Source organism: Vagococcus zengguangii (assembly GCF_005145005.1).
Lineage (GTDB): Bacteria > Bacillota > Bacilli > Lactobacillales > Vagococcaceae > Vagococcus_A > Vagococcus_A zengguangii.
The window spans coordinates 114,722-140,282 of record NZ_CP039712.1 but is presented as its reverse complement, the minus strand read 5'-3'; the positions used below and the strand labels follow the sequence as shown (position 1 = coordinate 140,282).

Annotated in this window: 26 protein-coding genes and 1 pseudogene; 7 read left to right on the top strand and 20 right to left on the bottom strand. The window is 38.5% G+C overall.

What is annotated here, in order from left to right; translation table 11 throughout:
- Positions 1-13: 13 nt before the first annotated feature.
- From FA707_RS10575 to FA707_RS00740, 4 genes are read right to left on the bottom strand one after another with little or no spacing between them, the layout of a single operon-like run.
- Positions 14-139: an OadG-related small transporter subunit gene (locus tag FA707_RS10575; RefSeq protein WP_281277686.1), complete on the bottom strand. Its 126-nt coding sequence runs from the start codon at positions 137-139 to the stop codon at positions 14-16.
- Positions 140-160: 21 nt separating this feature from the next.
- Positions 161-1,282, bottom strand: a complete 1,122-nt coding sequence (locus FA707_RS00750) for a sodium ion-translocating decarboxylase subunit beta (protein WP_136952432.1) — start codon at positions 1,280-1,282, stop codon at positions 161-163.
- A 21-nt stretch (positions 1,283-1,303) separates the two neighbouring features.
- Entirely contained in the window at positions 1,304-1,696 is a 393-nt protein-coding gene (locus FA707_RS00745) for an acetyl-CoA carboxylase biotin carboxyl carrier protein subunit (RefSeq protein WP_136952431.1), read from the bottom strand.
- Between the two features lie 10 nt (positions 1,697-1,706).
- A complete protein-coding gene (locus FA707_RS00740; protein WP_136952430.1) occupies positions 1,707-2,033 on the bottom strand; it encodes a hypothetical protein in 327 nt (108 codons plus the stop codon).
- A 236-nt stretch (positions 2,034-2,269) separates the two neighbouring features.
- Between FA707_RS00740 and FA707_RS00735 the strand changes: the two genes are divergently transcribed.
- The 3 genes from FA707_RS00735 to citG all read left to right on the top strand — a co-directional run bounded on the left by FA707_RS00735 (position 2,270) and on the right by citG (position 5,343).
- The gene (locus FA707_RS00735) at positions 2,270-3,613 is read left to right on the top strand and encodes a CitMHS family transporter (RefSeq protein WP_136952429.1); all 1,344 of its coding nucleotides are present in this window, start codon (positions 2,270-2,272) and stop codon (positions 3,611-3,613) included.
- Positions 3,614-3,770: 157 nt separating this feature from the next.
- The gene (locus FA707_RS00730; protein ID WP_136952428.1) at positions 3,771-4,469 is read left to right on the top strand and encodes a GntR family transcriptional regulator; all 699 of its coding nucleotides are present in this window, start codon (positions 3,771-3,773) and stop codon (positions 4,467-4,469) included.
- A complete protein-coding gene (citG, locus tag FA707_RS00725) occupies positions 4,450-5,343 on the top strand; it encodes a triphosphoribosyl-dephospho-CoA synthase CitG (RefSeq protein WP_168177321.1) in 894 nt (297 codons plus the stop codon). Before FA707_RS00730 ends, citG begins: the two co-directional genes overlap by 20 nt.
- 45 nt (positions 5,344-5,388) lie before the next feature.
- Here citG and FA707_RS10570 read toward each other — a convergent pair whose 3' ends face one another.
- Positions 5,389-5,517, bottom strand: a complete 129-nt coding sequence (locus tag FA707_RS10570; RefSeq protein WP_281277685.1) for a hypothetical protein — start codon at positions 5,515-5,517, stop codon at positions 5,389-5,391.
- A gap of 108 nt (positions 5,518-5,625) precedes the next feature.
- Positions 5,626-6,564, bottom strand: a complete 939-nt coding sequence (locus FA707_RS00720; protein ID WP_136952426.1) for an AEC family transporter — start codon at positions 6,562-6,564, stop codon at positions 5,626-5,628.
- A gap of 232 nt (positions 6,565-6,796) precedes the next feature.
- Between FA707_RS00720 and FA707_RS00715 the strand changes: the two genes are divergently transcribed.
- The 3 genes from FA707_RS00715 (at position 6,797) to FA707_RS00705 (ending at position 10,243) form a co-directional block, all read left to right on the top strand.
- Positions 6,797-7,990: an argininosuccinate synthase gene (locus FA707_RS00715; protein ID WP_136952425.1), complete on the top strand. Its 1,194-nt coding sequence runs from the start codon at positions 6,797-6,799 to the stop codon at positions 7,988-7,990.
- Between the two features lie 44 nt (positions 7,991-8,034).
- Entirely contained in the window at positions 8,035-9,405 is a 1,371-nt protein-coding gene (gene argH, locus FA707_RS00710; protein ID WP_136952424.1) for an argininosuccinate lyase, read from the top strand.
- 181 nt (positions 9,406-9,586) lie between these two features.
- On the top strand, positions 9,587-10,243 hold the full coding sequence (locus tag FA707_RS00705; RefSeq protein WP_136952423.1) for a helix-turn-helix transcriptional regulator: 657 nt from the start codon (positions 9,587-9,589) through the stop codon (positions 10,241-10,243).
- 56 nt (positions 10,244-10,299) lie between these two features.
- Here the strand turns inward: FA707_RS00705 and FA707_RS00700 are convergent, their stop codons facing one another.
- Genes FA707_RS00700 through FA707_RS00690 form a run of 3 tightly spaced genes read right to left on the bottom strand, consistent with a single transcriptional unit; the run spans position 10,300 to position 13,444 of the window.
- The gene (locus tag FA707_RS00700; protein WP_136952422.1) at positions 10,300-11,712 is read right to left on the bottom strand and encodes a cation:dicarboxylate symporter family transporter; all 1,413 of its coding nucleotides are present in this window, start codon (positions 11,710-11,712) and stop codon (positions 10,300-10,302) included.
- A gap of 24 nt (positions 11,713-11,736) precedes the next feature.
- Entirely contained in the window at positions 11,737-13,071 is a 1,335-nt protein-coding gene (locus tag FA707_RS00695; protein WP_136952421.1) for a CoA-disulfide reductase, read from the bottom strand.
- Positions 13,072-13,084: 13 nt separating this feature from the next.
- A complete protein-coding gene (locus FA707_RS00690) occupies positions 13,085-13,444 on the bottom strand; it encodes a Rid family detoxifying hydrolase (RefSeq protein ID WP_136952420.1) in 360 nt (119 codons plus the stop codon).
- 309 nt (positions 13,445-13,753) lie between these two features.
- On the opposite strand from FA707_RS00690, the gene FA707_RS00685 reads away from it, so the two are divergent.
- Positions 13,754-14,887, top strand: a complete 1,134-nt coding sequence (locus tag FA707_RS00685) for a trans-sulfuration enzyme family protein (RefSeq protein ID WP_136952419.1) — start codon at positions 13,754-13,756, stop codon at positions 14,885-14,887.
- Between the two features lie 57 nt (positions 14,888-14,944).
- On the opposite strand, the gene FA707_RS00680 is transcribed toward FA707_RS00685, so the two are convergent.
- From FA707_RS00680 to FA707_RS00630, 11 genes and pseudogenes are all read right to left on the bottom strand, one after another.
- Positions 14,945-15,991 (bottom strand): Gfo/Idh/MocA family protein, encoded by a 1,047-nt coding sequence (locus tag FA707_RS00680; RefSeq protein ID WP_136952418.1) that lies wholly within the window; start codon positions 15,989-15,991, stop codon positions 14,945-14,947.
- 13 nt (positions 15,992-16,004) lie between these two features.
- Complete coding sequence (locus tag FA707_RS00675) at positions 16,005-16,973, bottom strand: sugar phosphate isomerase/epimerase family protein (protein WP_136952417.1); 969 nt, start codon at positions 16,971-16,973, stop codon at positions 16,005-16,007.
- The gene (locus tag FA707_RS00670; RefSeq protein WP_136952416.1) at positions 16,973-17,698 is read right to left on the bottom strand and encodes a ThuA domain-containing protein; all 726 of its coding nucleotides are present in this window, start codon (positions 17,696-17,698) and stop codon (positions 16,973-16,975) included. The genes FA707_RS00675 and FA707_RS00670 overlap by 1 nt, the downstream gene beginning before the upstream one ends.
- Positions 17,695-18,435: a sugar phosphate isomerase/epimerase family protein gene (locus FA707_RS00665; protein ID WP_136952415.1), complete on the bottom strand. Its 741-nt coding sequence runs from the start codon at positions 18,433-18,435 to the stop codon at positions 17,695-17,697. Before FA707_RS00665 ends, FA707_RS00670 begins: the two co-directional genes overlap by 4 nt.
- 18 nt (positions 18,436-18,453) lie before the next feature.
- Positions 18,454-19,533 (bottom strand): Gfo/Idh/MocA family protein, encoded by a 1,080-nt coding sequence (locus FA707_RS00660; protein ID WP_136952414.1) that lies wholly within the window; start codon positions 19,531-19,533, stop codon positions 18,454-18,456.
- A gap of 92 nt (positions 19,534-19,625) precedes the next feature.
- Positions 19,626-20,504 carry an AraC family transcriptional regulator gene (locus tag FA707_RS00655; RefSeq protein WP_136952413.1) on the bottom strand — a complete coding sequence of 293 codons (879 nt, stop codon included), beginning with the start codon at positions 20,502-20,504 and terminating at the stop codon, positions 19,626-19,628.
- A 188-nt stretch (positions 20,505-20,692) separates the two neighbouring features.
- On the bottom strand, positions 20,693-22,030 hold the full coding sequence (locus FA707_RS00650) for a GntP family permease (RefSeq protein ID WP_136952412.1): 1,338 nt from the start codon (positions 22,028-22,030) through the stop codon (positions 20,693-20,695).
- A 79-nt stretch (positions 22,031-22,109) separates the two neighbouring features.
- Positions 22,110-22,883 carry a 3-hydroxybutyrate dehydrogenase gene (locus FA707_RS10505; RefSeq protein ID WP_136954134.1) on the bottom strand — a complete coding sequence of 258 codons (774 nt, stop codon included), beginning with the start codon at positions 22,881-22,883 and terminating at the stop codon, positions 22,110-22,112.
- A gap of 21 nt (positions 22,884-22,904) precedes the next feature.
- Positions 22,905-23,534, bottom strand: a pseudogene (locus FA707_RS10500) (3-oxoacid CoA-transferase subunit B); the annotation flags it as partial.
- Complete coding sequence (locus tag FA707_RS00635; protein WP_136952411.1) at positions 23,518-24,189, bottom strand: CoA transferase subunit A; 672 nt, start codon at positions 24,187-24,189, stop codon at positions 23,518-23,520. The pseudogene FA707_RS10500 and the gene FA707_RS00635, both read right to left, overlap by 17 nt.
- A gap of 19 nt (positions 24,190-24,208) precedes the next feature.
- Positions 24,209-25,396, bottom strand: coding sequence for an acetyl-CoA C-acetyltransferase (locus tag FA707_RS00630; protein ID WP_136952410.1), 1,188 nt, complete (start codon positions 25,394-25,396; stop codon positions 24,209-24,211).
- Between the last annotated feature and the right edge of the window lie 165 nt (positions 25,397-25,561).

The following is a 25,561-nucleotide window of genomic DNA, read 5'->3' as shown; positions in this document are numbered from 1 at the left end:
TTCCAATCTAATTTTATGGAAAAAATTTCAATAATAACTTACTCACTAAAAATAACATAAATAATACTAGAAATACGCCACCCATACCAAAAATCATCAATTCGAAGGCGATTTTTAACGCTTCTGTATCAACGTTCATTATATAATCCTCCTTTTCACTTTATGAGAAGAATGCTAGTAATAATCCACCAGCAATTACTGAAGCAATTTGTCCTGAAACATTTGCTCCTACAGCATACATTAAAACAAAATTTTGTGGATCTTCCTCAGTTGCCATTTTTTGAATGACACGGCTAGACATTGGGAAAGCTGAAATCCCCGCTGCTCCAATCATCGGATTAATTTTTTCTTTTCTAAATAAATTTAATAATTTAGCAAACAAAACACCACCGATTGAATCCATAATAAAAGCGACTAGACCAAAAGCAATAATCATTAACGTTTGTAAATTTAAAAACTCTGTCGCTTGCATTTTAAATGAGATGGTTAAACCTAATAGAATACTGACAATATTTACTAACTCATTTTGAGCTGTTAATGATAAACGATCTAACACCCCACACTCACGTAATAAATTACCAAACATCAAGAAGCCAACTAATGGTAATGAAATAGGTGCGATGAAACCTGCCACAACCGTAATGATAATAGGGAATAGAATTTTTGTGGTTTGTGAAACATTTTCTGCTTTATAGTGCATTCTAATCTGGCGTTCTTTTTTCGTCGTAACAGCTTTAATTGCAATTGGTTGAATAATTGGAACTAACGCCATATATGAATAAGCTGCAACGGTAATTGGCCCTAATAAATCTTCTGCCAACGTATTAGCTACAAAAATTGCTGTTGGTCCATCAGCTGCTCCAATAATGCCAATCGAGGCTGCTTCACGAATGTCAAACCCACATAACACTGCTACTACAACAACAAAGAAAATACCAAACTGAGCGGCTGCTCCAAATAAGAGCATAAATGGATTTTGTAATAACGGTCCAAAATCAATCATCGCACCGATACCAATAAAAATTAACAACGGGAATAATTCCGTTCCAATTCCGGCTTTAAATAATATTTCAAAAACACCTTCTTGCTGGACGCCTCCCAAAGTTTGAGTTAAAACGCCTGTTCCAGGAAAGTTAACTAAAATTGTTCCTAATCCCATAGGAACTAATAAAGTTGGTTCGTATTCTTTCTTGATTCCTAAATACATTAAGATGCTACCAATCAGCATCATGATAATCTGTCCCATCGTAATCGATGTAATACCTTCAATTAACGTTTCCAATTTGTCTCTTCCTCCTTGTCCCTATTTAACTGTAATTAGTGGTTCACCCGCATTAACATTTTGCCCTTGATTAACAAAAATATCAGTAATCACACCATCTTGTCTTGCAACGACTTCATTTTCCATCTTCATTGCTTCTAATATTAACAACGGTTGATTTTCTTTTACTTGATTTCCTACCTTAACTAGAATTTTTAAGATTGCACCTGGCATCGGAGAAACCATCGCATCACTCGTGTCTCCTGTAGTTGTAGGCGGGCTATCTACAACAGCCACTTCAGGAACTGATTGAGTTGGTGCTACTTCTAAAGTTACTGGTGAGGCCACTGTAGATGGTGCTGCTACTCCACCAATTTCTTCCATTTCAACCATGTATTCTTTACCATCAATTTTGATTTTGAATTTTCTTAACATCTTCATTCTCCTATTTTTGTATTTTTTGTTTAATTGATTTTACAACAAATTGTTTTTCTGGCTCTGCGCCCGTCGCTATGGCTGTAGCGATTAACGTAACTAATTCGATTTCAGGATTCAACTGTTTGATATTTTTAATCTTAAAATGACTTTCAAGACAATCTCCCGCTGCAAGAACACTACTTACCAGCGAAACATGCATCAATTCAGACACATCCGTAACTTCTGTATACTTAGGAACCACTTCCCATGATTCTTTTTCTTGCTCGCTATCAACTGAGCTCGTTGTCGCAACGTCCTCTGTTTCTTTCCTAAATAACCGTTTTAAAAAGGACATCTAATCTCCACCTCCTACTCATTTCCAAACGGATCTCACCACTAATTATAGTGAAAACGCCATCAAAAGTAAGATGAAAAAAGTTTTTAAATTGTTCTTTTGAAATAACAAACATTGATCATCCTAAAAAATATATGTTTTGTTTTTTTATTGTTTTTTAGTTTCAGTAACCATTGTTTATTTAAAATTATTTGATTACACTTACCGTATTAAAATAATAATTTAGGAGGAAAAACATGTTGCTTACGATTTTGTCTTACTTAATGATCATTTTTTTCATGTTTGTTATCATGAAAAAGAAAATGTCACCGTTTACATCTCTAGTTCTCATTCCTTTAATTTTCGCAATCATCGCTATGGCTACGAAAGTATCAAATAAAGGAAGCCTTGGGGATTTTGTATTAGAAGGGATTAAAACAACCTCTAATACAGGGATTATGTTACTATTTGCAATTTTATATTTCTCTATTATGTTAGATGCCGGATTGTTTGATCCAATCACTAATAAAATGATTCAATTAGCTAAAGGGGATCCCTTAAAAGTATTAATAGCCACAGCTATTGTAGCCGCCGCTGTTTCATTGAATGGAGATGGCACTACCACAACCTTAATTTGCTGTTCTGCGTTTATTCCTATTTACAAAAAATTGGACATGAAATTAATGAATCTAGGTGTAATAGTCATTCTACAAAACACGATTATGAATTTATTACCTTGGGGTGGACCAACCGCTCGTGCAATGAGTGTTTTAAAAGTTGGAGCAGAAATTTTAGGCTATTTAATTCCTGGCATGATTATTGCAGTTTTATATGTTACCTTTATTGTCGCACCAATCATGGGAAGAAAAGAACGTGCTCGCCTCGGAATTAAAACGCTTTCTGACTCAGAACTCCAAGAAATGTCAGCGATTACAGACGAGAAAATACTAGCTCTTAGACGACCTGAAAAATGGTGGTTCAATGTTGTTTTAACACTTTTACTGATTGGATTATTAATTACTGATTCATTCTATAGCCTAGGTCTACCACCTTTATTCTTATTCTTAATTGGAACAGTATTGGCCTTAATGGTTAACTATCCTAACTTAAAAGATCAATCAGCTCGTATCGGTGCAAATGGTGGGGATGCTGTTCAAGTAGTAATTTTAGTTTTTGCAGCTGGCGTCTTTATGGGACTTTTCCAAGGAACTGGTATGGCTGATGCATTAGCACAAAGCTTTACAAAAATCATCCCAGAACAATTGGCTGGTTTCTGGGGATTAATTATCGCTTTAATCTCCGCACCTGGAACGTTCTTCATTTCAAACGATGGTTTCTATTTTGGTGTGTTACCAGTTTTAGCTGAAGCTGGCCGTTCATACGGATTTACCGATATGCAAATGGCACTAGCATCTTTAATGGGACAAGCTTTCCATTTATTAAGTCCATTGGTTGCTTTTATTTACTTACTATTACGTTTAACAGGTTTAGATATGGGACAGTGGCAAAAAGAATCTGCTAAATGGGCCTTGGGCATCTTCGTTATCTTTGTAGTAACGATTATCTTAACTGGACATATGCCACTTTACCTCCCACAATAATCTCAACTTTGATTATTTAGTCAATTAACTCCTGAACGTAAGATTAATATTCTTACCTTTAGGAGTTTTTATGCTTAAAAATATAAGAAACAACTTACTATTGTATAAACGAGGTTTTTATGAAAAAATATATTAAAAGACTAAAGGAGCATTAGATATGAACGAACTAATTGATGTTGTCAATCGCCATCTTGATTTTTCAGAAAGCGCCCCTCTTAAAACCATCGTATACCACGCATTTAGAAAAACTATTATTCTAGGTCAAATCCCCGCAGGCAGTCGTATTAACGAAAAAGAATTTTCTGCTCAACTAAACATTAGCCGTACGCCAATTCGCTATGCATTAGAAAAACTTGCTGATGAAGGACTTGTTGTTCGAATTAAAGGTGTCGGTATCATCGTTAAAGGGATTTCAATCAAGGATGCTTATGAAATTTATGACATTCGTAAAGCCCTAGATGTCTTAGCTACTATTACTGCCGCTAAACTAATGACCCCTACAGATTTTAAAAATCTAAAGGCACTGTTAGATGAAACGGAACGACTTAATAATGAAAATGATATTCCTGCTGTTCTAGAAAAATTTACAGAATTCAATGAATTTATTTTAAGAAAAAGCCAGATGCTACGTTTAGAATCGATTGTTTTAAAGTTACGTGAATACCTTATGTATTTTAGAGATATATCTATTAGCGATAAGCCTCGAAGAGATAAAGCACTTTATGAGCACTTTCTTATCTATAAAGGGATGCTGAATCAAGACGAAGAACAAATTCGTTTGATTATTGAAGAACATTTGGACTACTCGTTGCATTTTATTATCAAAGAAATGGAAGGTGTTTTATATTCTAAATAAGATTGCTAATTTAGCCACAGAAGCCTTAATTATAGAAGCAACCCTTACCCCAAAACCAGGTCTAGTTGATACCGCTAATTCTGGTGCTCATGATGATATGGACTTCTTTCTATTTATTAAAAGCGCTCTTTCTCTAGAAAAATATTTTAATCAATACTTAACAGAAGGCTATTATCATAAAGGAAGCCCCACAGAATTATTTAAAAAAATCCGCATTATAGGAATAGAAGCTGAAAAAGATATGTTTGCCACCACAGAACAAGTCAACACCCACAAAGGGGCAAATTTTTCGTTGGCTTTGTTACTATCTTCCATGGGTTACCACTTAAAAAATGGTTTACCCGAAGATTATCCACTTTTTTTAGGCTTAGTTTTTAACTATATTAAAAAAATGACAACCGACTTAAGTCAGCAAGACTTTGAGACCCTCGAAACAAAAAAAGAACTTACTCATGGTGAAAAACTCTATCTTAAACATGGTATCAAAGGAATTCGAGGAGAAGCTGAAGCTGGATTTCCTACCTTAAACAACGTCCTATCGCATCATCAAATACTCTCTCAAAACAAGAATAAAAAAAAACATTATCTCTTAGCATTACTCTATATTATGAGCATTTTGGAAGACTCTAACATTATAAATCGTGGAGGACATGCAGCGTTGAAAATGGTGCAACATAGAGCACACAGTATGTTTGAACGCTACTTGTCAAACGATTCTGAAGATGCTTTTATCGAAGAAATTTTACGATTCGATAATCAATTAATCACCCAACACTTAAGTTCTGGAGGCGCCGCCGATATCTTAGGCTTATACATTTTTATTGAAGAAGTTAGAACTTTTTCTCGTAATCATTTTAATATTTCTAATAAATAAAAAACTGCTCAAGACGTATATAAGTACGACTCGAGCAGTTTTTTCTTATTTAATATAAATTTTCGGCCCACGACGCATATTTTTGCGCGTGTTTTTTGGTTCTTGCATCTCTTTTGAGCGACCGCCGCCTTGTTTTTTCTTAATTAATTCTAACATTTTATCTTTTGAACTCATGCTGATTTAAACTCCTTTATTTTCCAATTACAGACAATTGACGTTTAATTAGTCGACCACTTATTTTAACACAATCAAGACGTTTGTCTATCATCTCAAGTAAAAAGCTTAAATCCATAGGAACAAGTAAACGATGATAACCACTAAATAGGATAAAATCGAATAAATTAAACTCGATGTGGCAAAGACTTCATCTGCTCCGTAAGCTCTAGCTAACATGGCCATTGAATTTTGAACTGGCATGGCTGATTGCAGCATGAAGACCTTTAACATCAATACTGGTACCGGAATAATAAAGGATAACAAATAAACAACTAATGGTGATACAAGATAACGACCCAATAAGACTCCCGCCACCTCATGATTAAATTTAATGCTTTTCCAACCTGTTTGATAAACAATCATTCCAATGATAAAAAGTGATAATGGCGTCGTTAGCCCGCCCATATAGCGGCTAAAGTCAAGTAATGGTTTAATTTTTGGCAACTCTAACAACATCCATAATAAGCCGATAAAAAAACCAACTAGTGCTGGATTTAATAACTTTCGAACAAGATCACGCCAATCAAACTTCCACGTCATACTCGCCCCTTCTCGGTCACTCGCAATCAAACTAATACCCACAGTAAAAAAGAACGACGTGTTGCACATATAGTACAGCAAAGCATACGGGATTGCGTGTTCCCCAAAGACTGCCGTTGTAATTGGCAATCCCATAAAAATCGTGTTCGACGCGGTAAACATAGTCTGGAATACACCTCTACGATTGGTACTGACTTTAAATAAAGAACAAAAAACTTTTGATAAAATAAATGTCACGACAATCGACACCGCTGGTAAGACAATCCCCGTCGCTAAAGTTAAAAATTCATCATGCTCGAATTTTTCAATCATATTCAAATACATGTTTAACGGTAACGCAATGTTTAAAACCAATTTAGAAAATGCATCAATCATCTTGTTATTAAACCACTTTTTTGCAGATAAAATGTATCCAATTATAATCATGGCAAATATAACCAAAATATTTAAATAAGTCGCTACCAAAATTAACCCTCCATTTTAATAAACTTACTTCCCCCACTTTAACACATAAAACACCAATTGAGTCATGAAATTCCCATTTTATTCGAAACACCGTTATATTCAACTTAATTGCATTTTTATCCTTTATATCCAATAATATTGAATATTTATGAACTTTTATATTGAATTATACAAAACGTGGTGGTATGATAGGTCCAATCTATCAACAAAGGGAAGATGAGGAGTGTTTAGGATGAAAGAAAAAATAATTTTAGCTTATTCAGGTGGTTTAGATACATCTGTTGCGATTAAATGGTTATCAAAAGATTATGACGTCGTCGCGTGCTGTTTAGATATTGGGGAAGGAAAAGATACAGCATTCATTAAAGATAAGGCATTAAAGGTTGGCGCGATAGCCTCTTATGCTATCGATGCAAAAGAAGAATTTGCGCATGAATATGCACTAATTGCCTTACAAGGTCATACTTATTATGAGCAGTCATATCCATTAGTCTCCGCCTTATCACGCCCGCTAATTGCAAAAAAATTAGTCGAGTTAGCCAAACAAGAAGGTGCCACAACAATTGCGCACGGTTGTACCGGAAAAGGAAATGACCAAGTTCGTTTTGAAGTAGCGATTAACACTCTCGCTCCTGAATTAAAAGTGGTCGCACCTGTTAGAGAGTGGCAATGGTCACGTGAAGAAGAAATTGCGTACGCACAAGAACACAATATTCCCATTCCAGCCAATTTAGACTCTCCTTATTCGATTGACCAAAACTTATGGGGACGTGCGTGTGAATGTGGCGTCTTAGAAGATCCTTGGGCGACACCACCAACCGGTGCTTACGAATTAACGGCTGAATTAGAAGAGACACCTGATCAAGCCGATATTATCGAAATCACGTTTAAAGAAGGTGTACCTGTTGCACTTGATGGTCAACCCTTACCACTTAGTCAGTTGATTTTAACGTTAAACGATTTGGCTGGTAAACATGGAATCGGTCGTATTGACCATGTCGAAAATCGTTTAGTGGGCATTAAATCACGTGAAGTCTACGAATGTCCTGGTGCAATAACTTTAATGTTGGCGCATAAGGAACTGGAAGATTTAACTTTCGTGCGTGAATTAGCTCATTTCAAACCAATGATTGAACAAAAATTAAGCCAAATTATTTATGACGGGTTATGGTTTAATCCACTGACTGAGGCGTTAATTGCTTTTCTTAAATCAACGCAAATATATGTAAATGGGGTAATTCGCGTGAAGTTATTCAAAGGTAACGTCATCGTTGAAGGACGTAAATCGACGAATAGCTTATACAATGAAAACTTGGCGACCTATACATCGGCTGATACCTTTGATCAACAGGCTGCCATTGGCTTTATCAAATTGTGGGGCTTACCCTCAAAAGTGCACGCTGAAGTTCAACAACAAATCAATTAATCTACTAGTACCTACAACGAGAACCTTTTAAGGGGGAACAGACGATGACAAAATTATGGGGTGGCCGTTTTGACGGCAAAAACGAAGCCTGGATTGACGCTTTTGGTGCATCCATCAGCTTCGATCAGGCCTTAGCTAAACAAGATATTTTAGGAAGTTTAGCCCACGTGAAAATGTTGGGTGAAACAGGCATTTTAACACCTGAAGAAAGTACTCTGATTAGTAACGGCCTAACGAATTTACAAAAAAAACTGGCCAATAACGAATTAACGTTCACCATTGAAAATGAGGATATCCATCTTAATATCGAAAAAATGTTACATGACGAAATCGGACCAATCGCTGGCAAACTTCACACTGCCCGTAGCCGTAACGACCAAGTCGCCACCGATATGCATTTATACCTCAAAGAAGAAGTCAGCGCGATTATCGAAAAAATCAAGCACTTCCGTTCGGTGTTAGTTGCTAAAGCCGAAGAACATATCGAAACTTTAGTACCTGGCTATACCCATTTACAACATGCCCAACCGATTTCATTCGGGCATCACTTAATGGCCTACTATCACATGTTGACGCGTGATTATGAACGCTTCAATGAAAGTTTAAAACGTATTGATCTCTCACCACTAGGCAGTGCGGCGCTAGCCGGGACCACTTTCCCTATCGACAGAGAATTAACTGCTAATGAATTAGGCTTTAGTGGAATTTATGCGAACAGTTTAGATGCGGTAAGTGATCGTGATTTTATTTTAGAATTTTTAAGCAATAGTTCGCTACTTATGATGCATCTCTCACGTTTTTGCGAAGAGTTAATATTGTGGTGTAGTTATGAGTATCAATTTGTCGAATTGACCGATACTTTTTCAACTGGCAGCTCAATTATGCCTCAGAAAAAAAATCCCGACATGGCCGAATTAATCCGTGGAAAAACAGGACGCGTCTATGGTAATTTATTCGGCTTGTTGACGATTATGAAAGGTTTACCTCTAGCATACAATAAAGATCTTCAAGAAGATAAAGAAGGCATGTTTGATACTGTGGCAACAGTCAGCGCTAGCCTTGAAATTATGGCCGGTATGATTGACACAATGACGGTTAAAAACGATAACATGCAAGCATCGACCCAAAAAGACTTTTCAAACGCGACTGAATTAGCAGACTACCTAGCAAATAAAGGGCTACCTTTCCGCCAAGCTCATGAAATAGTTGGTAAGTTAGTCTTACAATGCACACAAAATGGCAACTATCTCCAAGATATTCCTTTGAGCGACTATCAAGCCGTTTCACCGTTAATTGAAGCCGATATTTATGAGGTACTTGATGCGCGCCAAGCAGTGATACGCCGAAATTCAGCAGGCGGCACTAGTTTCGAACAAGTTAGATTACAAATTACACAAGCTAAGCAATCACTGTAACAGCAATACGCCAATCCATATACGAGCATCACTATCCTGGCAAACATTATCAGATAGCACGATTACTTTGTAATTTTCGCGCTATCTGATTTATTTTTGTGATGTAGCGCTTGTTTAAGCTAATACTGAATCAGGTTTTGTGTTATGATTATATAATGATTACGGTTACTTAGGAGGCGTCATGAAACAAGAAACATTGCACTTTTATCAATCACTGACTAAATTTCTAGGCAAAGCACTCGGCGAAAATTTTGAAGTTATTCTGCATGTTTTAGAAAAGGATAACTATCATATTGCTGCTATTGAAAATAATCATATTAGCGGACGAACGTTGAATTCTCCTGTTACTGGTTTTGCGTTAGAACTTATCCAGTCTAACCATCATCTAACCCAAGAATTCATTGTGAACTACAAATCTCAAACAATTAACGGGCATGAGTTACGTGGTGCAACGTTCTTTATTAAAGGATCAAACAACCAATTAGAAGGATTACTCTGTATTAATCAGGATGTTAGTAAATATGAACAACTTGCGACAAATATTTTATCGCTTGTCGGATTAACACAGACTAGCCCGGTACACTTCAACGAAGAACAGCCGCTGGACACTGTTGAAGTATTAGAGGAATCGCTAGAAGATATCATTAAAACAACGATTAGTTGGGAGCTTATCCATCCTACTCATCCCTTAAACAAAGAACAAAAACTAACCATTATCCGTGACCTCAATGATAAAGGTGTTTTCCAAGTCAAAGGTGCGGTCGCTAGAGTCGCCGAAATTTTCCATATTTCCGAACCGAGTATTTATCGCTATTTAAAAATCGTCAACCACAAGTAAACAAGCAGTTTAGCACGAGATAATGTGCTAAACTGCTTGTTTATTTGACTTATTTATTATTCCTCAACTGGCTTCACTTCGCGATTAAAGGCGTCTTTATCAAACGTCCCTTCCCACTTATCAACCATAATCGCTGATACCATTGAACCAGCAACGTTTAACATCGTACGACCCATGTCAACAATCGGATCAATCCCGAAGATAGCTCCGATACTTGCAATCGTGTGACCGTAACCTAAACCGTTTAAAGTAACGGTCGCTGCTACAGTTGCCGTTCCGGGAACACCGGCAATCCCGATTGATCCAACTGTTACAACCAAAACAACTAATACGAAGAATGAGAAGTTCATTTCAGTCCCAACTGCTGACGCAATTAACGTTCCTAGCATCGCTGGGAAAACACCGGCACAGCCATTCATCCCAACAGCAGTTCCTAAAGTTGCCACAAAGTTAGTTGTTTCACCTGATACACCCATGTCACGCTCTAATGTTGTGATAGTGTATGGTAATGTCCCAACACTTGAACGAGATGAGAAGGCAAATAACAGAGTAGTGAACGCTTTTTTATAGAAAATAAATGGATTGACACCCATCGCCATTAAAATCACCATGTAGACCAATAACATGATAAACACACCTGTGTATAACGCTGCGATGAAACCAAGCATCCCAGTAATCGCTTGAATACCATTTGAAATGATGGTGTTACTTACTAACGCAACGACACCGTAAGGCATTAATTTGATAACGTTAGTTAAAACTGAGTTCACGGTTACTTTTAATGAATCTAATAATGTCACAAATGGCGCGACTTGTTCTGGTTTCTTCACTTGTAAGAAACGAATCGCTACTGCAAACATCGCCGCAATAATTACGACTGATACAATACTTCCATTGTCACTCATCACACTAAAAATATTATTAGGAATTAAATTTAAGAAAAATTCTGGGAAACTTTGAGACGCGATATTCGCCATTGATTCAACTTTTTGTTCGGTTAAATCAGCCGCAAAATCAGCGCCATTCAATCCGTATAATTTAACTACCAAAATACCTACAATAGCCGAAATAGCCGTCGTACCTAAAAGCGTTGCAAATGTTTTACCCGTTAAATGTTTAATACGTTCCCCTTTAACGTCAATGACTACTTTGATAATTGATAAAAATACCACTGGAATTGCAAGTAATTGTACTAATTTAAGGAAACCACTTCCTAGTAAGCCATACCAAACTGAAATTTCACCACGTGCGTAATCAACATAAATACTATTATTGCTTCCTATTAAATCAATTATTACACCAATTGCTAAACCGATTACTAACGCGATGATCATTCGTTTCGAGAAATTAACTTTTTTCTCTTTCATAACTTTCAAACTATATAGGGCAATGACTAATAAGACAATCGCTCCTATCGTGAAAAAGTTACTCATTTTTAAAAACTGGGTAAAAAACGGTACATCAATCATCCTTCCATCTCCTCTTTAGTTGTTTTATTTTGCTGTATTGGCTGCCACGTTAATGGCTTCCCAAGTTGAAGCAAACGGTGGTGCGTACGCATAATCAATAAAACCTAACTCTTTGGTCGTCAAACCTGCATGAACGGCTGTCGCTAAACCTGTTAAACGTAAGACCGTTTCATTTTTACCAAACAGCTGTGCGCCATATAACACATAACTGTTAGCATCGTAGACTAATTTAATCGTAATTTTCTCTTGAACCGTATAATAATTCGAATGGTTGTTGGTTTCAATACAGGTCGTTTTGATATCTAACCCTAAACCACGTGCTTGTTTTTCGGTTAAACCAGTACTTGCTGCTTCATAAGCGCCAGCTTTAATGGCACTACTGCCTAACGCTCCGATATAAGCCATACGTTCTTCAGAATTAGAGGCAATATTAGTTCCTACAATACGCCCCATTTTATTAGCAACAGTTGCGAGTGGAATATACATTGTGCCAGCTAAACGATGATGAATCGTCGCACAATCACCCGCCGCATAAACGTCTGGGATAGAGGTTTCACCGTACTCATCAATCACAATCGCACCATTAGCGAGCATCTCCAATTGACCTGATAAAAAGCCAGTATTCGGTCTGAAACCAACTGCCACAATCACTACATCAGCTGGGTATTCACCTTTGTCCGTCTTAACTAATGTCACCTTACCATCAGCTGTGACAAACTCTTGTGCACGTTCTTGTGTCTTAATGATAACGCCTTCTTCACTCACTGCTTCCATAATTTTATTGGAGAATTCTGGATCAAACGGCCCTCCCATAATGACATTATCGGCTTCAATAACCGTTACTTTTTTACCTTGTATCGCTAACTGATCGGCTACTTCAATACCGATGAATCCACCACCGATAACCACGATGTTTTGATAATCAGCTAAATCTGCTTTCAACGTCATCACACGTTCTGGTTTTGTAATAGTGTAAACGTTTGATGATTCGATGCCCGGAATCGGTGGCACAATCGGTGTTGCACCGGTTGCTAACATTAGCCGATCGTATGTTTTAACCAAGGTCTCATTCGTTGTTAAATTTGTTATTGTTAACTTTTTGCTCTCAAAATCAACGGCAGTCACTTCATGCGCCAATAATAAATTAATGCCTGACGCACGCATTTGTTCCGGTGTGCGCGCAAACATTTCTTGCTCATCTTCAAACTGATTACCTAAATAATAAGGTAAACCACAGGCACCAAATGAAACGTAATTTTCTTTTTCAATAACCGTTACGGTCGCATCTTTGTTGGTGCGAGCAGCCTTAGCTGCCGCACTCATACCTGCCGCGATCCCTCCAATTACAATAATTTCCATTCATCAATCCCCTTTATTTTTTCACAACAAATTCAATTTCTACTAACGCACCTTTAGGCAGCGCTGCTACTTGGAACGCTGATCTAGCGGGATATTCATTCGTGAAATACGAGCCGTAAACTTCGTTAAACGAAACAAACCCACTTAAATCACTCAAGAAGCAAGTTGTTTTTACAATTTGATCAAAATTAGCCCCCACTTCATTTAAAATTAATTGAATATTCTCCATAACCTGTTTGGTTTGTCCTTTAATATCTGTTGCTTCAATTTCACCTGTTACCCCATTAACTGGTAATTGACCTGATACAAAAATTAAATCTCCCACTTCACGATAAGTTGCGTATGGTCCAATTGCTGCTGGTATTTTTGACATAATAATCTCCTCATTCGATTAGTTATTATCATGATAAAATTTTATGATGATTGTTCTTTCACTAAAAATTTAGCATATCAAAAAACGTACGTCAACAAACTTATAAGAAACAGAAAACGTTTTAAACGTTATATTATAGTTTATGTTCATTTTTTCACTAACTTTCATCTAATTTTAATTTTTGATAAATTATGATAATTTTTTATCAACTTTTAGTTGACTTTCTTTTTTTCCACATGGTACGTTTATACAGTAAGATATAGTTAACGAATATTTATTAAACAAACTAACGATTCGGAGGAAGTTTTCATGCAAATCAATACGAAATTATTGCACGGCTATCCTGTCATCGATTCAGTGACCGGTGCCTCATCTATTCCTAAGTATCAAGCTTCAACTTTTCATCAAACTGACGTCTTTAATCATACAGGGTATAGCTACACACGGTTTGCTAACCCAACGGTCGACGCAGCGGAAGAATGTATCAAATCTTTGGAGAACGCACATTACGGATTAGCTTTTTCATCAGGTATGGCAGCGATTAATGCTGTATTATTTTTACTTTCTAACGGCGATCACTTAGTATTAGGGAAAAACATCTATGGCGGAACATTCCAAACAGTCACAGAATTTTTAGAACGTTTTGGCGTAAGTTATACGTTTGTTGACGAAGCTGATATTCATGCTTGGGAAACAGCTATCCAACCGAATACAAAAATGTTTTATTTAGAGTCACCTTCTAATCCATTATTAACGATTACAGATATCAGCAGCGTTTGCGCGATTGCCAAAAAGCACGACATTATAACCGCTTGCGACAACACATTTATGACACCGCTATCACAACAACCACTTGCTTTAGGAGCGGATATTAGTATCAACAGCGCCACTAAATTTATTAATGGCCACAGTGATGTCGTAGCTGGACTATTGGCTACAAATTCTGAAAACTTATATCAAACATTGAAGGTTCACCAAAAAGTACTTGGAGGGATTCTAGGAGTTGAAGACGCGTGGTTATTATTACGAGGCGTTAAAACGATGGGATTGCGTATGCAACAGTCGGTTAAAAACGCTCAAGCGATTGCTGAATTTTTAGAATCAAAAACATCCGTTACCAAGGTCTATTACCCTGGACTAAGTTCACACCCACATCATGAGATTCATATGAAACAAGCAACAGATGGTGGGGCCGTTCTATCCTTCGAATTAGAAACAGTGGCGCAAATTGAAAAACTCTTTAATAACTGTCATGTCCCAATTGTCGCGGTCAGCCTAGGGGGCGTGGAATCAATTTTATCATACCCATGGAACATGTCACATGCTTGCATGCCCGAAGAAGAACGCCTAAAAATGGGCGTAACACCAACGCTAGTTCGCTTGTCATGCGGGATTGAAGATTTGGAAGATTTACTGGCGGATTTAGAAGCGTGCATTGATTAATATCAACATTCATATAGTAAAAACCGACTGCCTAAACAGTCGGTTTTTCTTTGTCAATTAGTTCACTACACGATTCCCTTCAGCTGATTCAAAAATTTCTTCAATCAACTGTAAGACGTTTCTAACTTCTTGATTTTTAACGACTGGTTCGTTCAAGCCGTTAATAACTTGATAGACGTTCTCGTAAAATTCTGGGAATTCGGCAATGCCTTCTGGTAATGCTAAAGGTTCAATCATTTCTTCAGATGGTGGGGCCATTGTTTTAGTTAAGCCTTGGCCAGCTTGGATTGGTGTTGGCTCGACTTTTTCATCGGTCACAACTTGTTTGATAACTTGGCCACTTAAATCCCAATCTTGAATTAAGGCTGTTCCTTGTGTGCCTTTAACGTACCAACGTGGTAACTTCATAAAGTTGCTAGTGCCGACTTCGATTTGAGCGCGTAAACCATTTTCGAAGGTAATAAAGCTGACAAAGCCATCGTCGACGGGATCGCCTAAGACGTAGCTTAAATCGGCATAGACTGATTTAACGGGGCTATCTACTAAGAAAAGTAGTTGATCTAGTAAATGCACACCCCAGTCTAAGACCATGCCACCACCGTATTCTGGTAGATGGCGCCAGTCACCAGGAATACCATTGGCACCGTGAACGCGTGATTCAAGTTGGAATAGCTCCCCAATTATTTGGTTTTGATACAATTCACGAATCATTAAGAAGTCACGGTCCCAACGTCGGTTTTGGTGGACCATTAACGTTTGTCCTGTTTCGTCCGCTACTTCTACCATTTCATCAAAATCAGCGACACTCATCGTCACAGGTTTCTCACAAACCACATGTTTCCCCGCATGTAAGGCTTGAATGACTAAGTCTTTATGGACGTCATTAGGCGTTGCCACTAAGATTGCGTCAACTTGTTCGTCTGCTAAAACAGCTTCATAACTTTCAAAAACGTTAAAACCTTCCTCTGTTGCTTGTTGATTTTTAGCGCCGTCAATATCATAAACACCGTATGTTTCAACAAATTCGTTTTTGCCAATTAAATCGCGTGCATGGTAACTGCCCATGCCCCCAAAACCGATAACAACAAATTTTATTTTTTTCATCGTTAGTTCCTCCTTAAGCCCACCACATCTCAGTTGGTTGATCATGAATCATAATTGATTGTAGGTTCGTCACCGCACGTTGGAACCCTTCATCAATCGACATTAATGGATCCTCGTGTTCAATACTCAAGACATAGTCGTAGCCGTATAAACGCAGAGCGCTAATAATGTCTGACCACTCCTGCATACTATGACCACAGCCCACTGAACGGAAGGTCCAAGCGCGTGTTTGGACATTGCCATAAGGTTGCATATCCGTTAAGCCGTACATGTTAATGTTGTCTTGGTCTAAGTAAGTATCTTTCGCGTGGAAATGATGAATCCCGCCAGCTTTACCTAAAATTTTAATCGCACCAACTGGGTCAATTCCTTGCCACCATAAGTGACTTGGATCTAAATTACAACCGATGGCTTCACCAGTTGCTTCACGTAATTTCAACATCGTATAAGGCGTGTGGCATAAGAAACCACCGTGTAATTCAATCCCGATCTTAACACCCATCTCAGTCGCGTAATCATTAATTCCTTTCCAATAAGGAATTAAACGTTGCTCCCATTGGAAGTTATAGTTATCGCCGTATTCAGTCGGCCATGGTAAAACCGGCCAGTTAACCGCCGTATCCGTTTCGTTAGCACCCGAAATACCTGAGAACGTATTAACGACTGGGACACCCATTAACGACGCCAATTTAATCGCGTTTCTTAACGTTTCATCAGCTTCTTTAGCGACCACTGGATTAGGATCAATCGGATTATTATGACAACTAAAGGCACTAATCGTTAAACCTTTTTCAGCTAATTTAGTTAAATAAATCGCGCGCGCTTCTTCACTGGCTAGTAATGTTTCAACGTCACAGTGGGCATTTCCTGGGTTTCCCCCAACGCCGATTTCAACTGCCGTTAAGCCTGATTCCGCAACTTTTTCAATCATTTCTTCAAAACTTAATTGATTAAAAACTGGTGTAAAGACGCCTAATTTCATTATGCTTCCCCCTTTGAAATTTGTTCTAACGGTTGATGATAGCCATATTTTGGATACGCGTTAGTTGTTGGACGACACCATTTCACCGCATTTTGAATCACACGTTGCACTTGTTCATTGTAGTAAGAAGGATACGTTTCATGACCTGGTTGGAAGTAAAAAACCTTCCCGTTGCCGCGTCTAAACGTACAACCGCCTCTAAAGACTTCGCCCCCTTGATACCAATTCACAAACAACAACTCATCTGGCGCTGGAATATCAAAGTGCTCGCCGTACATTTCTTCTTTTTCTAAATAAATAAATTCACCTACGCCCTCAGTGATCGGGTGGCTAGGGTTTACATTCCACATGCGACACACTTCATCGGCTTCACGCCATTTTAAATCGCAAGATGTCCCCATTAGTTTCATGAAAATTTTCGACATGTGTCCTGAATGTAAAACGATTAAGCCCATTCCTTCTAAAACGCGCTGATGAACACGATTAACAATCTCATCTTGAACTTCGCCGTGCGCAATATGTCCCCACCACACTAAGACATCAGTTGAGGCTAATACTTCTTCGGTTAAACCATGTTCTGGCTCGTCCAAGGTCGCAGTTGTTACCTCAAATTCTTCTTGTAAAAATGATTTTAACTGACCGTGAATTCCTTCAGGATAAACGGCTCTTACTTGTTCACTTTGTTTTTCGTGTCGGTATTCATTCCAAACGGTAACTTTAATCATGACATTAACTCCTTCAATCGTTCAACATTAAGACGAGCACTTTCAAGTGGTGTGTGATTTTGGAACGCTTCTTGTTCGATAATCAACCATTCAATTGCGTATTCTTGCGCAAATGCGACATAGTCACTAATAGGTAACACGCCGTTACCAATTTCCGTACTTTCGCGCGCATCACCTGTGCCCATCAGTTCTTTAATATGTAATAATTCTACTCGCTCTTTATAAGTATTTAGCCAGTCTAAAACGTCCAGACCGCCATACGCAATCCAATAAGTGTCGACTTCAAATTTAATCGTTGGGACATGGTTTGCCATCTCAGCCAATACATTAAACGCTTCAAAATCCAACAATTCATGGGCATGATTGTGATAAATCAACGTCATATCACGCGCTGCTAACTTTTCTTGGAACATCGTTAATTCTTCAAAAGCTGCCAACCACTCATCGGTAGTTTCGTGTTGAAGCCATGGTACGACAATACGTTGATTGCCAATTGTTTTTTCATACGCCACCACGTCATCAAACGACTCTCTTAAACGTTCGATTGGAATATGCGAACCTGCTACTTCAAGCTTTAGCTCCTCTAATAACTCACGTAACGCTTCTGCGGGCATGTCATAATAACCGGCAAATTCAATTCCTTCGTAACCCATATCCGCTACTTCACACAATGTTTTCGCAAAATTTTCCACACACGCTTCTTTAACACTCCATAATTGCAAGGCCGTCTTCGTCATTTAGTTTTGCTCCTTTTCTTAGCGATTTAAGAAAACAGGTTCACCTGTTTTAGATGATAAGTACATAGCTTCTAAAATTTCTGTTACAACTAACGCTTGTTCTGGTTTCACGACTGGCTCCGTATCGTTAACGATTGCGTCAATCCATTGTTTGGATTCCAGATATTCTGGACTGCTGCTTGAACCGTCATAAAAATCAACACCACCAGTTTCTAATTCAATTTTTTGATCGTATAATAAGCTGTTTTTCTCACCGTTAATGTGTAAACCGTCCATCATATCAGCCCCTGCTTTTGTTCCACATAACGTTGTTTGAGCTTCACCAGCGTCGCGGACATTTAAGGCCCAACTTGCTTCCAAGGTAATCGTTGCGCCATTTTCCATTGTTACAAAACCAAACGCTGAATCTTCGACTGTGAATTTCTCAGGATCCCATGAACCCCAAGCGTTTGCCGCATTTTTTGTACTTGATAATTTATGGTAAGCATTGCCGACCACATATTTTGGTTTGTAATTATCCATCATCCATAACGTTAAATCTAAGGCATGTGTTCCGATATCAATTAACGGACCGCCACCTTGAGCTTCTTCATCTAAGAATACGCCCCATGTTGGTACGGCACGACGACGAATAGCTTTGGCTTTTCCTAAATAAATATCGCCTAATTCGCCTGCTTCACACACTTCATGTAAGTAACGAGAATCTGTACGGAAACGATTTTGATAACCGATTGTTAGTTTTTTGCCTGTTCTTTTTGAAGCTTCGACCATTTGGCGTGCTTCTTCGCTCGTTTTAGCCATCGGTTTTTCACACATAACATGTTTATCAGCTTCCATTGCCGCTACCGAGATTTCTGCGTGCGAACTATTCGGGGTACATACGTGAACCACCTCAATTGATGTATCCGCTAACATTTCACGGTAATCAGTATAGACTTTCGCATCGGCTATGCCATAATCCGCTTTTGCTTTAACTGCACGTTCTTCGATAATATCGCAAAAAGCAACCATCTCCACGTTTTCTACTTTTGCTAAACTTGGCATGTGTTTGCCATTCGCAATTCCTCCACAACCGATAATTCCAACTTTAACTGACATAATAAAAAATCCCTCCTGTTTTTTGTAAGTGTTTTCTTTATTAATAACACTATATAAAAAAACAAGAAAGATTTCTTCCCAATGGATAGTTTTTAATTCCCAGATATTGACTTTTGGTATTTTTTAGGCGAAATACCTACGTTATCTTTGAAGACATGATGAAAGGTTTTGACACTGTTAAAGCCTGATTTTTCAGAGATTTCAATCATCGAACTGTTTTCACTACTCAGCAATGCTTTAGCAATATTAATCCGATATTCCGTCAAAAATTCCGTAAAGGTGATACCCGTTTGTTTTTTAAAAAATCGTGAAAAATATTGTGAGTTAAAGCCAATGGTCTGCGCAATTTCTTCCAAACTAATTTTTTGATGATAGTTAGCTTCTAAATAAGAAAAAATTGTGTCCATTTTAGCGATTGTTTCTTTATCTTTTAATGAATTCAGTGTCATCACCGCACGACTTTTTTGCTGTTTATGAGGCAATTCTTTCAACATAATACGTAACAATTGATGTAAATCAAGAAGCAATTCGTATAAATTATTCTGATGAAATTGCTCGTAATTACTTAATAATCTATTTAACAATTCATGCATTGTTTGTGTTGTCCCATCTTGCCAATTTCGACTCCAATTTTCACGACTCGCAAAAATCTCTGTGATAGTCTCACCAAAATTTTGATCAAATAAAATACTACTAAATAACGACAAATCAAATTGATAAACTGCGCGTACACTTTCTGGAGAAGCTAAAAAGTAATGAGGCACACCGCTATCTAAAAAATAAATATCGCCTTCAGCCAAGGTTAGCAGCTGATCATCTACGCCAATTTTTACCGTACCTTTAATAACACGAATAAACTCCACCTCTTTATGCCAATGCGGATAAACAAAACTTTGACCGTTATCCAAAAAAGAGCGAAATGGAAAACGTACATCTAAATTAGGGATTTCAAAAAATGAACTTCTACTCATGGTTTCTCCTTAATTTTCATTTAATTTATGACTAATATTCACCATAATTAATTACACAATTATGAAGGTCACTTATGCCAAAACTCACCTTAACCGCTAATAAAATCGTTATAATTTGAGTTTAACATAAATGACCTTTATTATAAAAAAATCTTTAAAAAACGATCAGTATTTTTTCATCCAAGCAGCTACCCGTACATCAAAGCCCCCACCAAAATTATTATTACCTCCGCAATCAACGTACTGCCAAATACGGTAATAATGGTTTGCTTAAAGCCATTTTTGTGGGTTAAGCCTGTCAAACTTATAAACGTTAGAAACACACCACATTGGGGGACAATCGTTAAAATATTCGAGGCAACGGCAGCGACGCGGTGGATCATTTCTGGATGTACACCAGCGTCTAAATAGTACTGCGCAAAGTTAGGCATAACAATCCCTAGCGCTCCTGAAGATGACCCAGTAATTGCCGCCATGGCTGATGTTAAAACCGTTAAGCTAATTAGCGGACTGCCAGGTATATTCAAAATCAAATCCGAATAAACTTCAAATCCTGGCGCGACCATTACAACTGCTCCAAAGGCGACCGCTGAAGCTGTCGCAAAAATTGGCGCCAGCGAGCCACCTGCCCCAACGCTTAAGGTCGCAATTTTTTTATCAATAAATGACCAAAACAACACTAACGCCACCACGATTCCCGTTAGTAAGGCGGCGTAGATAATGTTTTTTTTAATAAACTCGTTGCCGAATAAACTGCCACTAATGGCAACTATTACTAATAAAACTAATGGCGCAATACTGGATATAAAAGGCGGTAAAGCTTTTTCAGTCAATTCTTCTTCACCACCATCGGTATAAGTCGCGTAGGTTTCTCCGGCTGCTAAACTCTTTTTCAAACAATAGTTCATATAAAATAATCCGAAGATAACACAACCAATACTTCCTAACAAACTGGGAACTAAAGCTGATGTTAAGGAGGTATTCAAGTATTCAATCGGAATAACATTTTGAATTGCCGGTGTTCCAGGTAAAATCGTCATCGTAAACGTTGCGATTCCTAACCACAGCGGTACTTGAATCAAATTCCAAGACAAATCCATTTTTCTAAATAACGAGCGTGCTAATGGTAAAATAGCAAACATTACGACAAACAAGCTGATTCCACCATACGTCAAAATGGCACTAATAATAAAAATTGCCACGAGTACGCGATAAGGATTTTCATAACCAGCCTTGCTTAATATGAAATCAGCAATGGCGGTTGTCGCTCCACTTACTTCCATTAATTTTGCCAAAATCGAACCGAGTAAAAAAATAGCAAAATAATTCATCACATACGTTGACAGGGCTCCCATGTAGTTATTGGCTTCTTTTCCCAACAAAGAATCAACAATTGACATATTGTTCAACACTATCACAATTAAAGTGGCTAGCGGGGCAGCGATTAAAATATTGATTTCTTTCACTGTAAAATAAATAATCGCGACTAGCCCTATTAGCACACCAATCGGCGCAATCATCTCCATCGTCTTGCTCCTTTCATCAAAAAAAAGTTAGCAACACTTTTTCAATTATGTTACTAACCCTTCTAACTCACTCAGATCTTTATTGAGCGGTATAACCTCCGTCTAATACAATTGGTTGTCCAGTAATGCCGTCTGCTTTGTCACTAGCTAAGTAAGACACATAGTCAGCAATTTCTTGCACATCTAGTAAACGTTTTTGTGGCACTAATGGATACAGCACCTCTTCTAAAACTTTTTCTAGCGGAATATTACGTGTCTTTGATAAATCATCAAATTGGCCACGAACAAGTGGTGTGTCAACGTAACCGGGACAAATAGCATTGACGGTTATGCCTGAATCAGCTGCTTCAAGCGCAGCTACTTTCGTTAACCCTAGCAAGCCATGTTTAGCTGAATTATAGGCGGCTTTACCCGAAAAACCAATCAAACCATTAATGGAAGCAGTACTAATAATCCGCCCGAACCCTTGTTTTTTCATAATTGGAAAGGCGCGTTTGATAGCGATAAACGGTGCCACCAACATGACTTTAATCATGAACTCGAATTTTTCAGTCGGGAAATCTTCAATCATCGAAACGTGTTGTAGACCTGCGTTATTAATTAAAATATCTAGACGGCCGTATCGTTCAACCGTTGTGTCAATCGCAGCGTTAATGGCGTCTTCACTGGTCACATCACACAACACACTATCTGCGTCATAACCTTGCGCAATATAGTCTTTCACTACTTCATCTAACTTTTCTTGATTAATATCGGAAAACATCACGATTTTGCCTTCTTTTAGGAAGGTTTCACCAATTTGTTTACCTATACCGCTTGCTGAACCTGTAATAAAAACAACTTGTTTGGACATATTAATTCTCCTTTTTTTAGTTATTAACGTAACTTCCGTGGCTGCCTGTACCTCTGCTAACGTATAATCTGGATGAATTTCTTCCACCACAACACCCGCTTCTCCGACAGAAAAAACACCCATCTCCGTAATAATTAAATCGACGACTTTAACAGCGGTTAACGGTAAATTACACTGTTTCAAAATTTTCCATTTGCCTTTATTAGTGTGTTCCATTGCGACGATGACTTTTTTAGCCCCTACTAATAAATCCATCGCACCACCCATCCCCGGCACCATTTTACCTGGTATTAAGTAGTTGGCAATATTGCCTTGTTCATCGACTTGCAACGCCCCCAACACCGTTACATCAACATGTCCGCCACGAATAATCCCAAATGATGTGGCACTGTCAAAAAAGGCACCGCCGTCAACAATCCCAACCACTTGACCACCGGCATTAACAATGGTTGGATCTGGCTCATCACCCGCTTTATCAAGGCCTACAAAACCATTTTCGGATTGCAACGTAATCGTCACGCCTTCTGGCAAATAATTGGCTACTTTAGTTGGCAAGCCAATTCCTAAATTTACTAAGGAGTGATTCGGTAATTCTTGTGCTACTCGTCTGGCGATACGTTCCTGTAGTTGCGCTTTACTTAGTTTCGTCATCGCTCGCACCTCCATCCACTAAATAATCGACAAAAATATGAGGCGTCTGCACATCACTTGGCGCAATCGTCCCGATAGGCACTACTTTACGCGCCCAGACAATTGTGACATCAGCGTTCATCGCCATTAAATGATTGAAATTATTTTCTGATCCCCTATAGCGTAAATTCCCCCATTCATCTGCCAGATCAGCCAAAATTAACGCCACATCTGCTTTGATTGGTTTTTCGAGTAAATATAATTGACCATCGACCTCAAATTTCGTCTTGCCTTCTTCAACTAGCGTCCCAAGCCCAGTTGGTGTCAAAAAGCCGCCTAAACCAAAAGCCCCTGCTCGGATTTGCTCAGCCAATGTACCTTGAGGGACTAATTCGATGTTTGTTTCGCCTTCGTTCATTTGACGGCCCGCTTCTTTATTTAGCCCAATATGTGAGGCAATAATTTTTGAGAATTGATGTTTTGCCACCATTTTGCCTACCCCTTTATCAGGGAAGCCGGCGTCATTACAGATTAACGTTAAGTCGTTGACACCTTTAGCGACTAAAGCGTCGATTAACGCTTCCGGTGTTCCGTTAGCCATGAAACCACCTACCATCACCCGTTGACCCGGTTTAATTAGACGCGTCGCTTCTGCTAATGTTATTTTCTTAGCCATTATCCCATCCCCTTCATGGTTACCTTTCTACAAGTAGCGCAGTTCCTTGTCCTCCACCGACACAAAGCGTCGCCAATCCTTTGCTTACATCACGCTTAGCCATTTCATAAAGTAACGTGACTAAAATACGCGCACCACTGGCACCTATCGGATGACCTAGCGCAATCGCTCCACCATTAACATTAACAATGTCAGGATTTAAACCTAGTTCACGAATCACACTCAAAGATTGGGCAGCAAATGCTTCATTAGCTTCAACTAACTCTAAATCCGCTAGCGTCCAACCCGCTTTAGCTAACACTTTGCGAGTAGCAGGAATCGGTCCTGTCCCCATAATTTTAGGGTCAACTCCTACATTGGCATAACCTTTAATCGTAGCTAAAATTGGCAAGTCTAGTTCTTTAGCTTTTTCTGCACTCATCACAATTACCGCTGCCGCACCATCATTAATCCCTGAAGCATTTCCCGCTGTGACCGTACCTGTCTCATCACGGATAAAGGCCGGACGTAGCCGCGCTAATTTTTCAAGTGTGGTATTTGGTTTGATATATTCATCCTCACTGACCACTAAATCTTCACCTTTACGTTGTGGCACCATGACTGGAATGATTTCATCTTGGAAGCGACCACTTTGTTGCGCTTGTGTCGCCCGTTGCTGGCTAGTTTCGGCAAATCGATCTTGGTCTTCACGCGTTATTTCATACTTCTTGGCAATATTTTCAGCCGTTCCCCCCATATGATACTGATTAAATACATCAGTCAAGCCATCATAAACGAGTGTGTCAACAATTTGACCATCACCCAGACGACCTCCCCAACGATAATCGCGCAGCAAATACCCGGCCTGACTCATATTTTCTGTCCCGCCTGCTACTATAATATCTGCATCGCCACACAAAATACTTTGCACCGCCAGCTCGACCGCTCTTAAACCAGAACCACAAAGCATATCAATGGTCATCGCTGGAACACTATCAGGCAGTCCCGCATTGATCGTAATTTGACGCGCTACATTTTGACCTAATCCCGCATTTAAAATATTCCCAAAAATCACCTCATCCACTAAATTCGGTTCCAAATTAATTTGTTCAAGTAGCCCCTCAACCACTGTTTGCCCTAAAGTGACCGCAGAAACATTTTTGTAGCTACCACCAAATGAACCAATTGGTGTCCGTCCCGCCGCAACAATTACCACTTCTTTTTTCATATCGAGCATCTCCTTTACAAAGAAAAAACCAACCCTACATATTAAGCATAGCAAGACCATTAATGATTGAGAAATACCGATTTTTTAGGGGGCGATTGCTTTTTTTTATGGCAAAGACTTCCGTTGCTTTTTGACTTTGACCCTTCTAAACTTAAAGTAGGGATA

Excerpts from the sequence above, each read along its gene's own strand:
- FA707_RS00730 (WP_136952428.1), top strand. The coding sequence starts at position 3,771 with ATGAACGAACTAATTGATGTTGTCAATCGCCATCTTGATTTTTCAGAA.
- FA707_RS00630 (WP_136952410.1), bottom strand. The coding sequence starts at position 25,396 with ATGAAAAAAGAAGTGGTAATTGTTGCGGCGGGACGGACACCAATTGGT.
- argH (WP_136952424.1), top strand. The coding sequence starts at position 8,035 with ATGACAAAATTATGGGGTGGCCGTTTTGACGGCAAAAACGAAGCCTGG.
- FA707_RS00655 (WP_136952413.1), bottom strand. The coding sequence starts at position 20,504 with ATGAGTAGAAGTTCATTTTTTGAAATCCCTAATTTAGATGTACGTTTT.
- FA707_RS00695 (WP_136952421.1), bottom strand. The coding sequence starts at position 13,071 with ATGGAAATTATTGTAATTGGAGGGATCGCGGCAGGTATGAGTGCGGCA.
- FA707_RS00670 (WP_136952416.1), bottom strand. The coding sequence starts at position 17,698 with ATGATTAAAGTTACCGTTTGGAATGAATACCGACACGAAAAACAAAGT.
- FA707_RS00690 (WP_136952420.1), bottom strand. The coding sequence starts at position 13,444 with ATGTCAAAAATACCAGCAGCAATTGGACCATACGCAACTTATCGTGAA.
- FA707_RS00635 (WP_136952411.1), bottom strand. The coding sequence starts at position 24,189 with ATGGCTAAGAAAATAACATTAGCAGAAGCGACGCGTCTAATTAAACCG.
- FA707_RS00715 (WP_136952425.1), top strand. The coding sequence starts at position 6,797 with ATGAAAGAAAAAATAATTTTAGCTTATTCAGGTGGTTTAGATACATCT.
- FA707_RS10575 (WP_281277686.1), bottom strand. The coding sequence starts at position 139 with ATGAACGTTGATACAGAAGCGTTAAAAATCGCCTTCGAATTGATGATT.
- FA707_RS00735 (WP_136952429.1), top strand. The coding sequence starts at position 2,270 with ATGTTGCTTACGATTTTGTCTTACTTAATGATCATTTTTTTCATGTTT.
- FA707_RS00745 (WP_136952431.1), bottom strand. The coding sequence starts at position 1,696 with ATGTTAAGAAAATTCAAAATCAAAATTGATGGTAAAGAATACATGGTT.
- FA707_RS00700 (WP_136952422.1), bottom strand. The coding sequence starts at position 11,712 with ATGATTGATGTACCGTTTTTTACCCAGTTTTTAAAAATGAGTAACTTT.
- FA707_RS00660 (WP_136952414.1), bottom strand. The coding sequence starts at position 19,533 with ATGTCAGTTAAAGTTGGAATTATCGGTTGTGGAGGAATTGCGAATGGC.
- FA707_RS00740 (WP_136952430.1), bottom strand. The coding sequence starts at position 2,033 with ATGTCCTTTTTAAAACGGTTATTTAGGAAAGAAACAGAGGACGTTGCG.
- FA707_RS00650 (WP_136952412.1), bottom strand. The coding sequence starts at position 22,030 with ATGGAGATGATTGCGCCGATTGGTGTGCTAATAGGGCTAGTCGCGATT.
- FA707_RS00675 (WP_136952417.1), bottom strand. The coding sequence starts at position 16,973 with ATGAAATTAGGCGTCTTTACACCAGTTTTTAATCAATTAAGTTTTGAA.
- FA707_RS10570 (WP_281277685.1), bottom strand. The coding sequence starts at position 5,517 with ATGAGTTCAAAAGATAAAATGTTAGAATTAATTAAGAAAAAACAAGGC.
- FA707_RS00665 (WP_136952415.1), bottom strand. The coding sequence starts at position 18,435 with ATGACGAAGACGGCCTTGCAATTATGGAGTGTTAAAGAAGCGTGTGTG.
- FA707_RS10505 (WP_136954134.1), bottom strand. The coding sequence starts at position 22,883 with ATGTCCAAACAAGTTGTTTTTATTACAGGTTCAGCAAGCGGTATAGGT.
- FA707_RS00680 (WP_136952418.1), bottom strand. The coding sequence starts at position 15,991 with ATGAAAAAAATAAAATTTGTTGTTATCGGTTTTGGGGGCATGGGCAGT.
- FA707_RS00705 (WP_136952423.1), top strand. The coding sequence starts at position 9,587 with ATGAAACAAGAAACATTGCACTTTTATCAATCACTGACTAAATTTCTA.
- FA707_RS00685 (WP_136952419.1), top strand. The coding sequence starts at position 13,754 with ATGCAAATCAATACGAAATTATTGCACGGCTATCCTGTCATCGATTCA.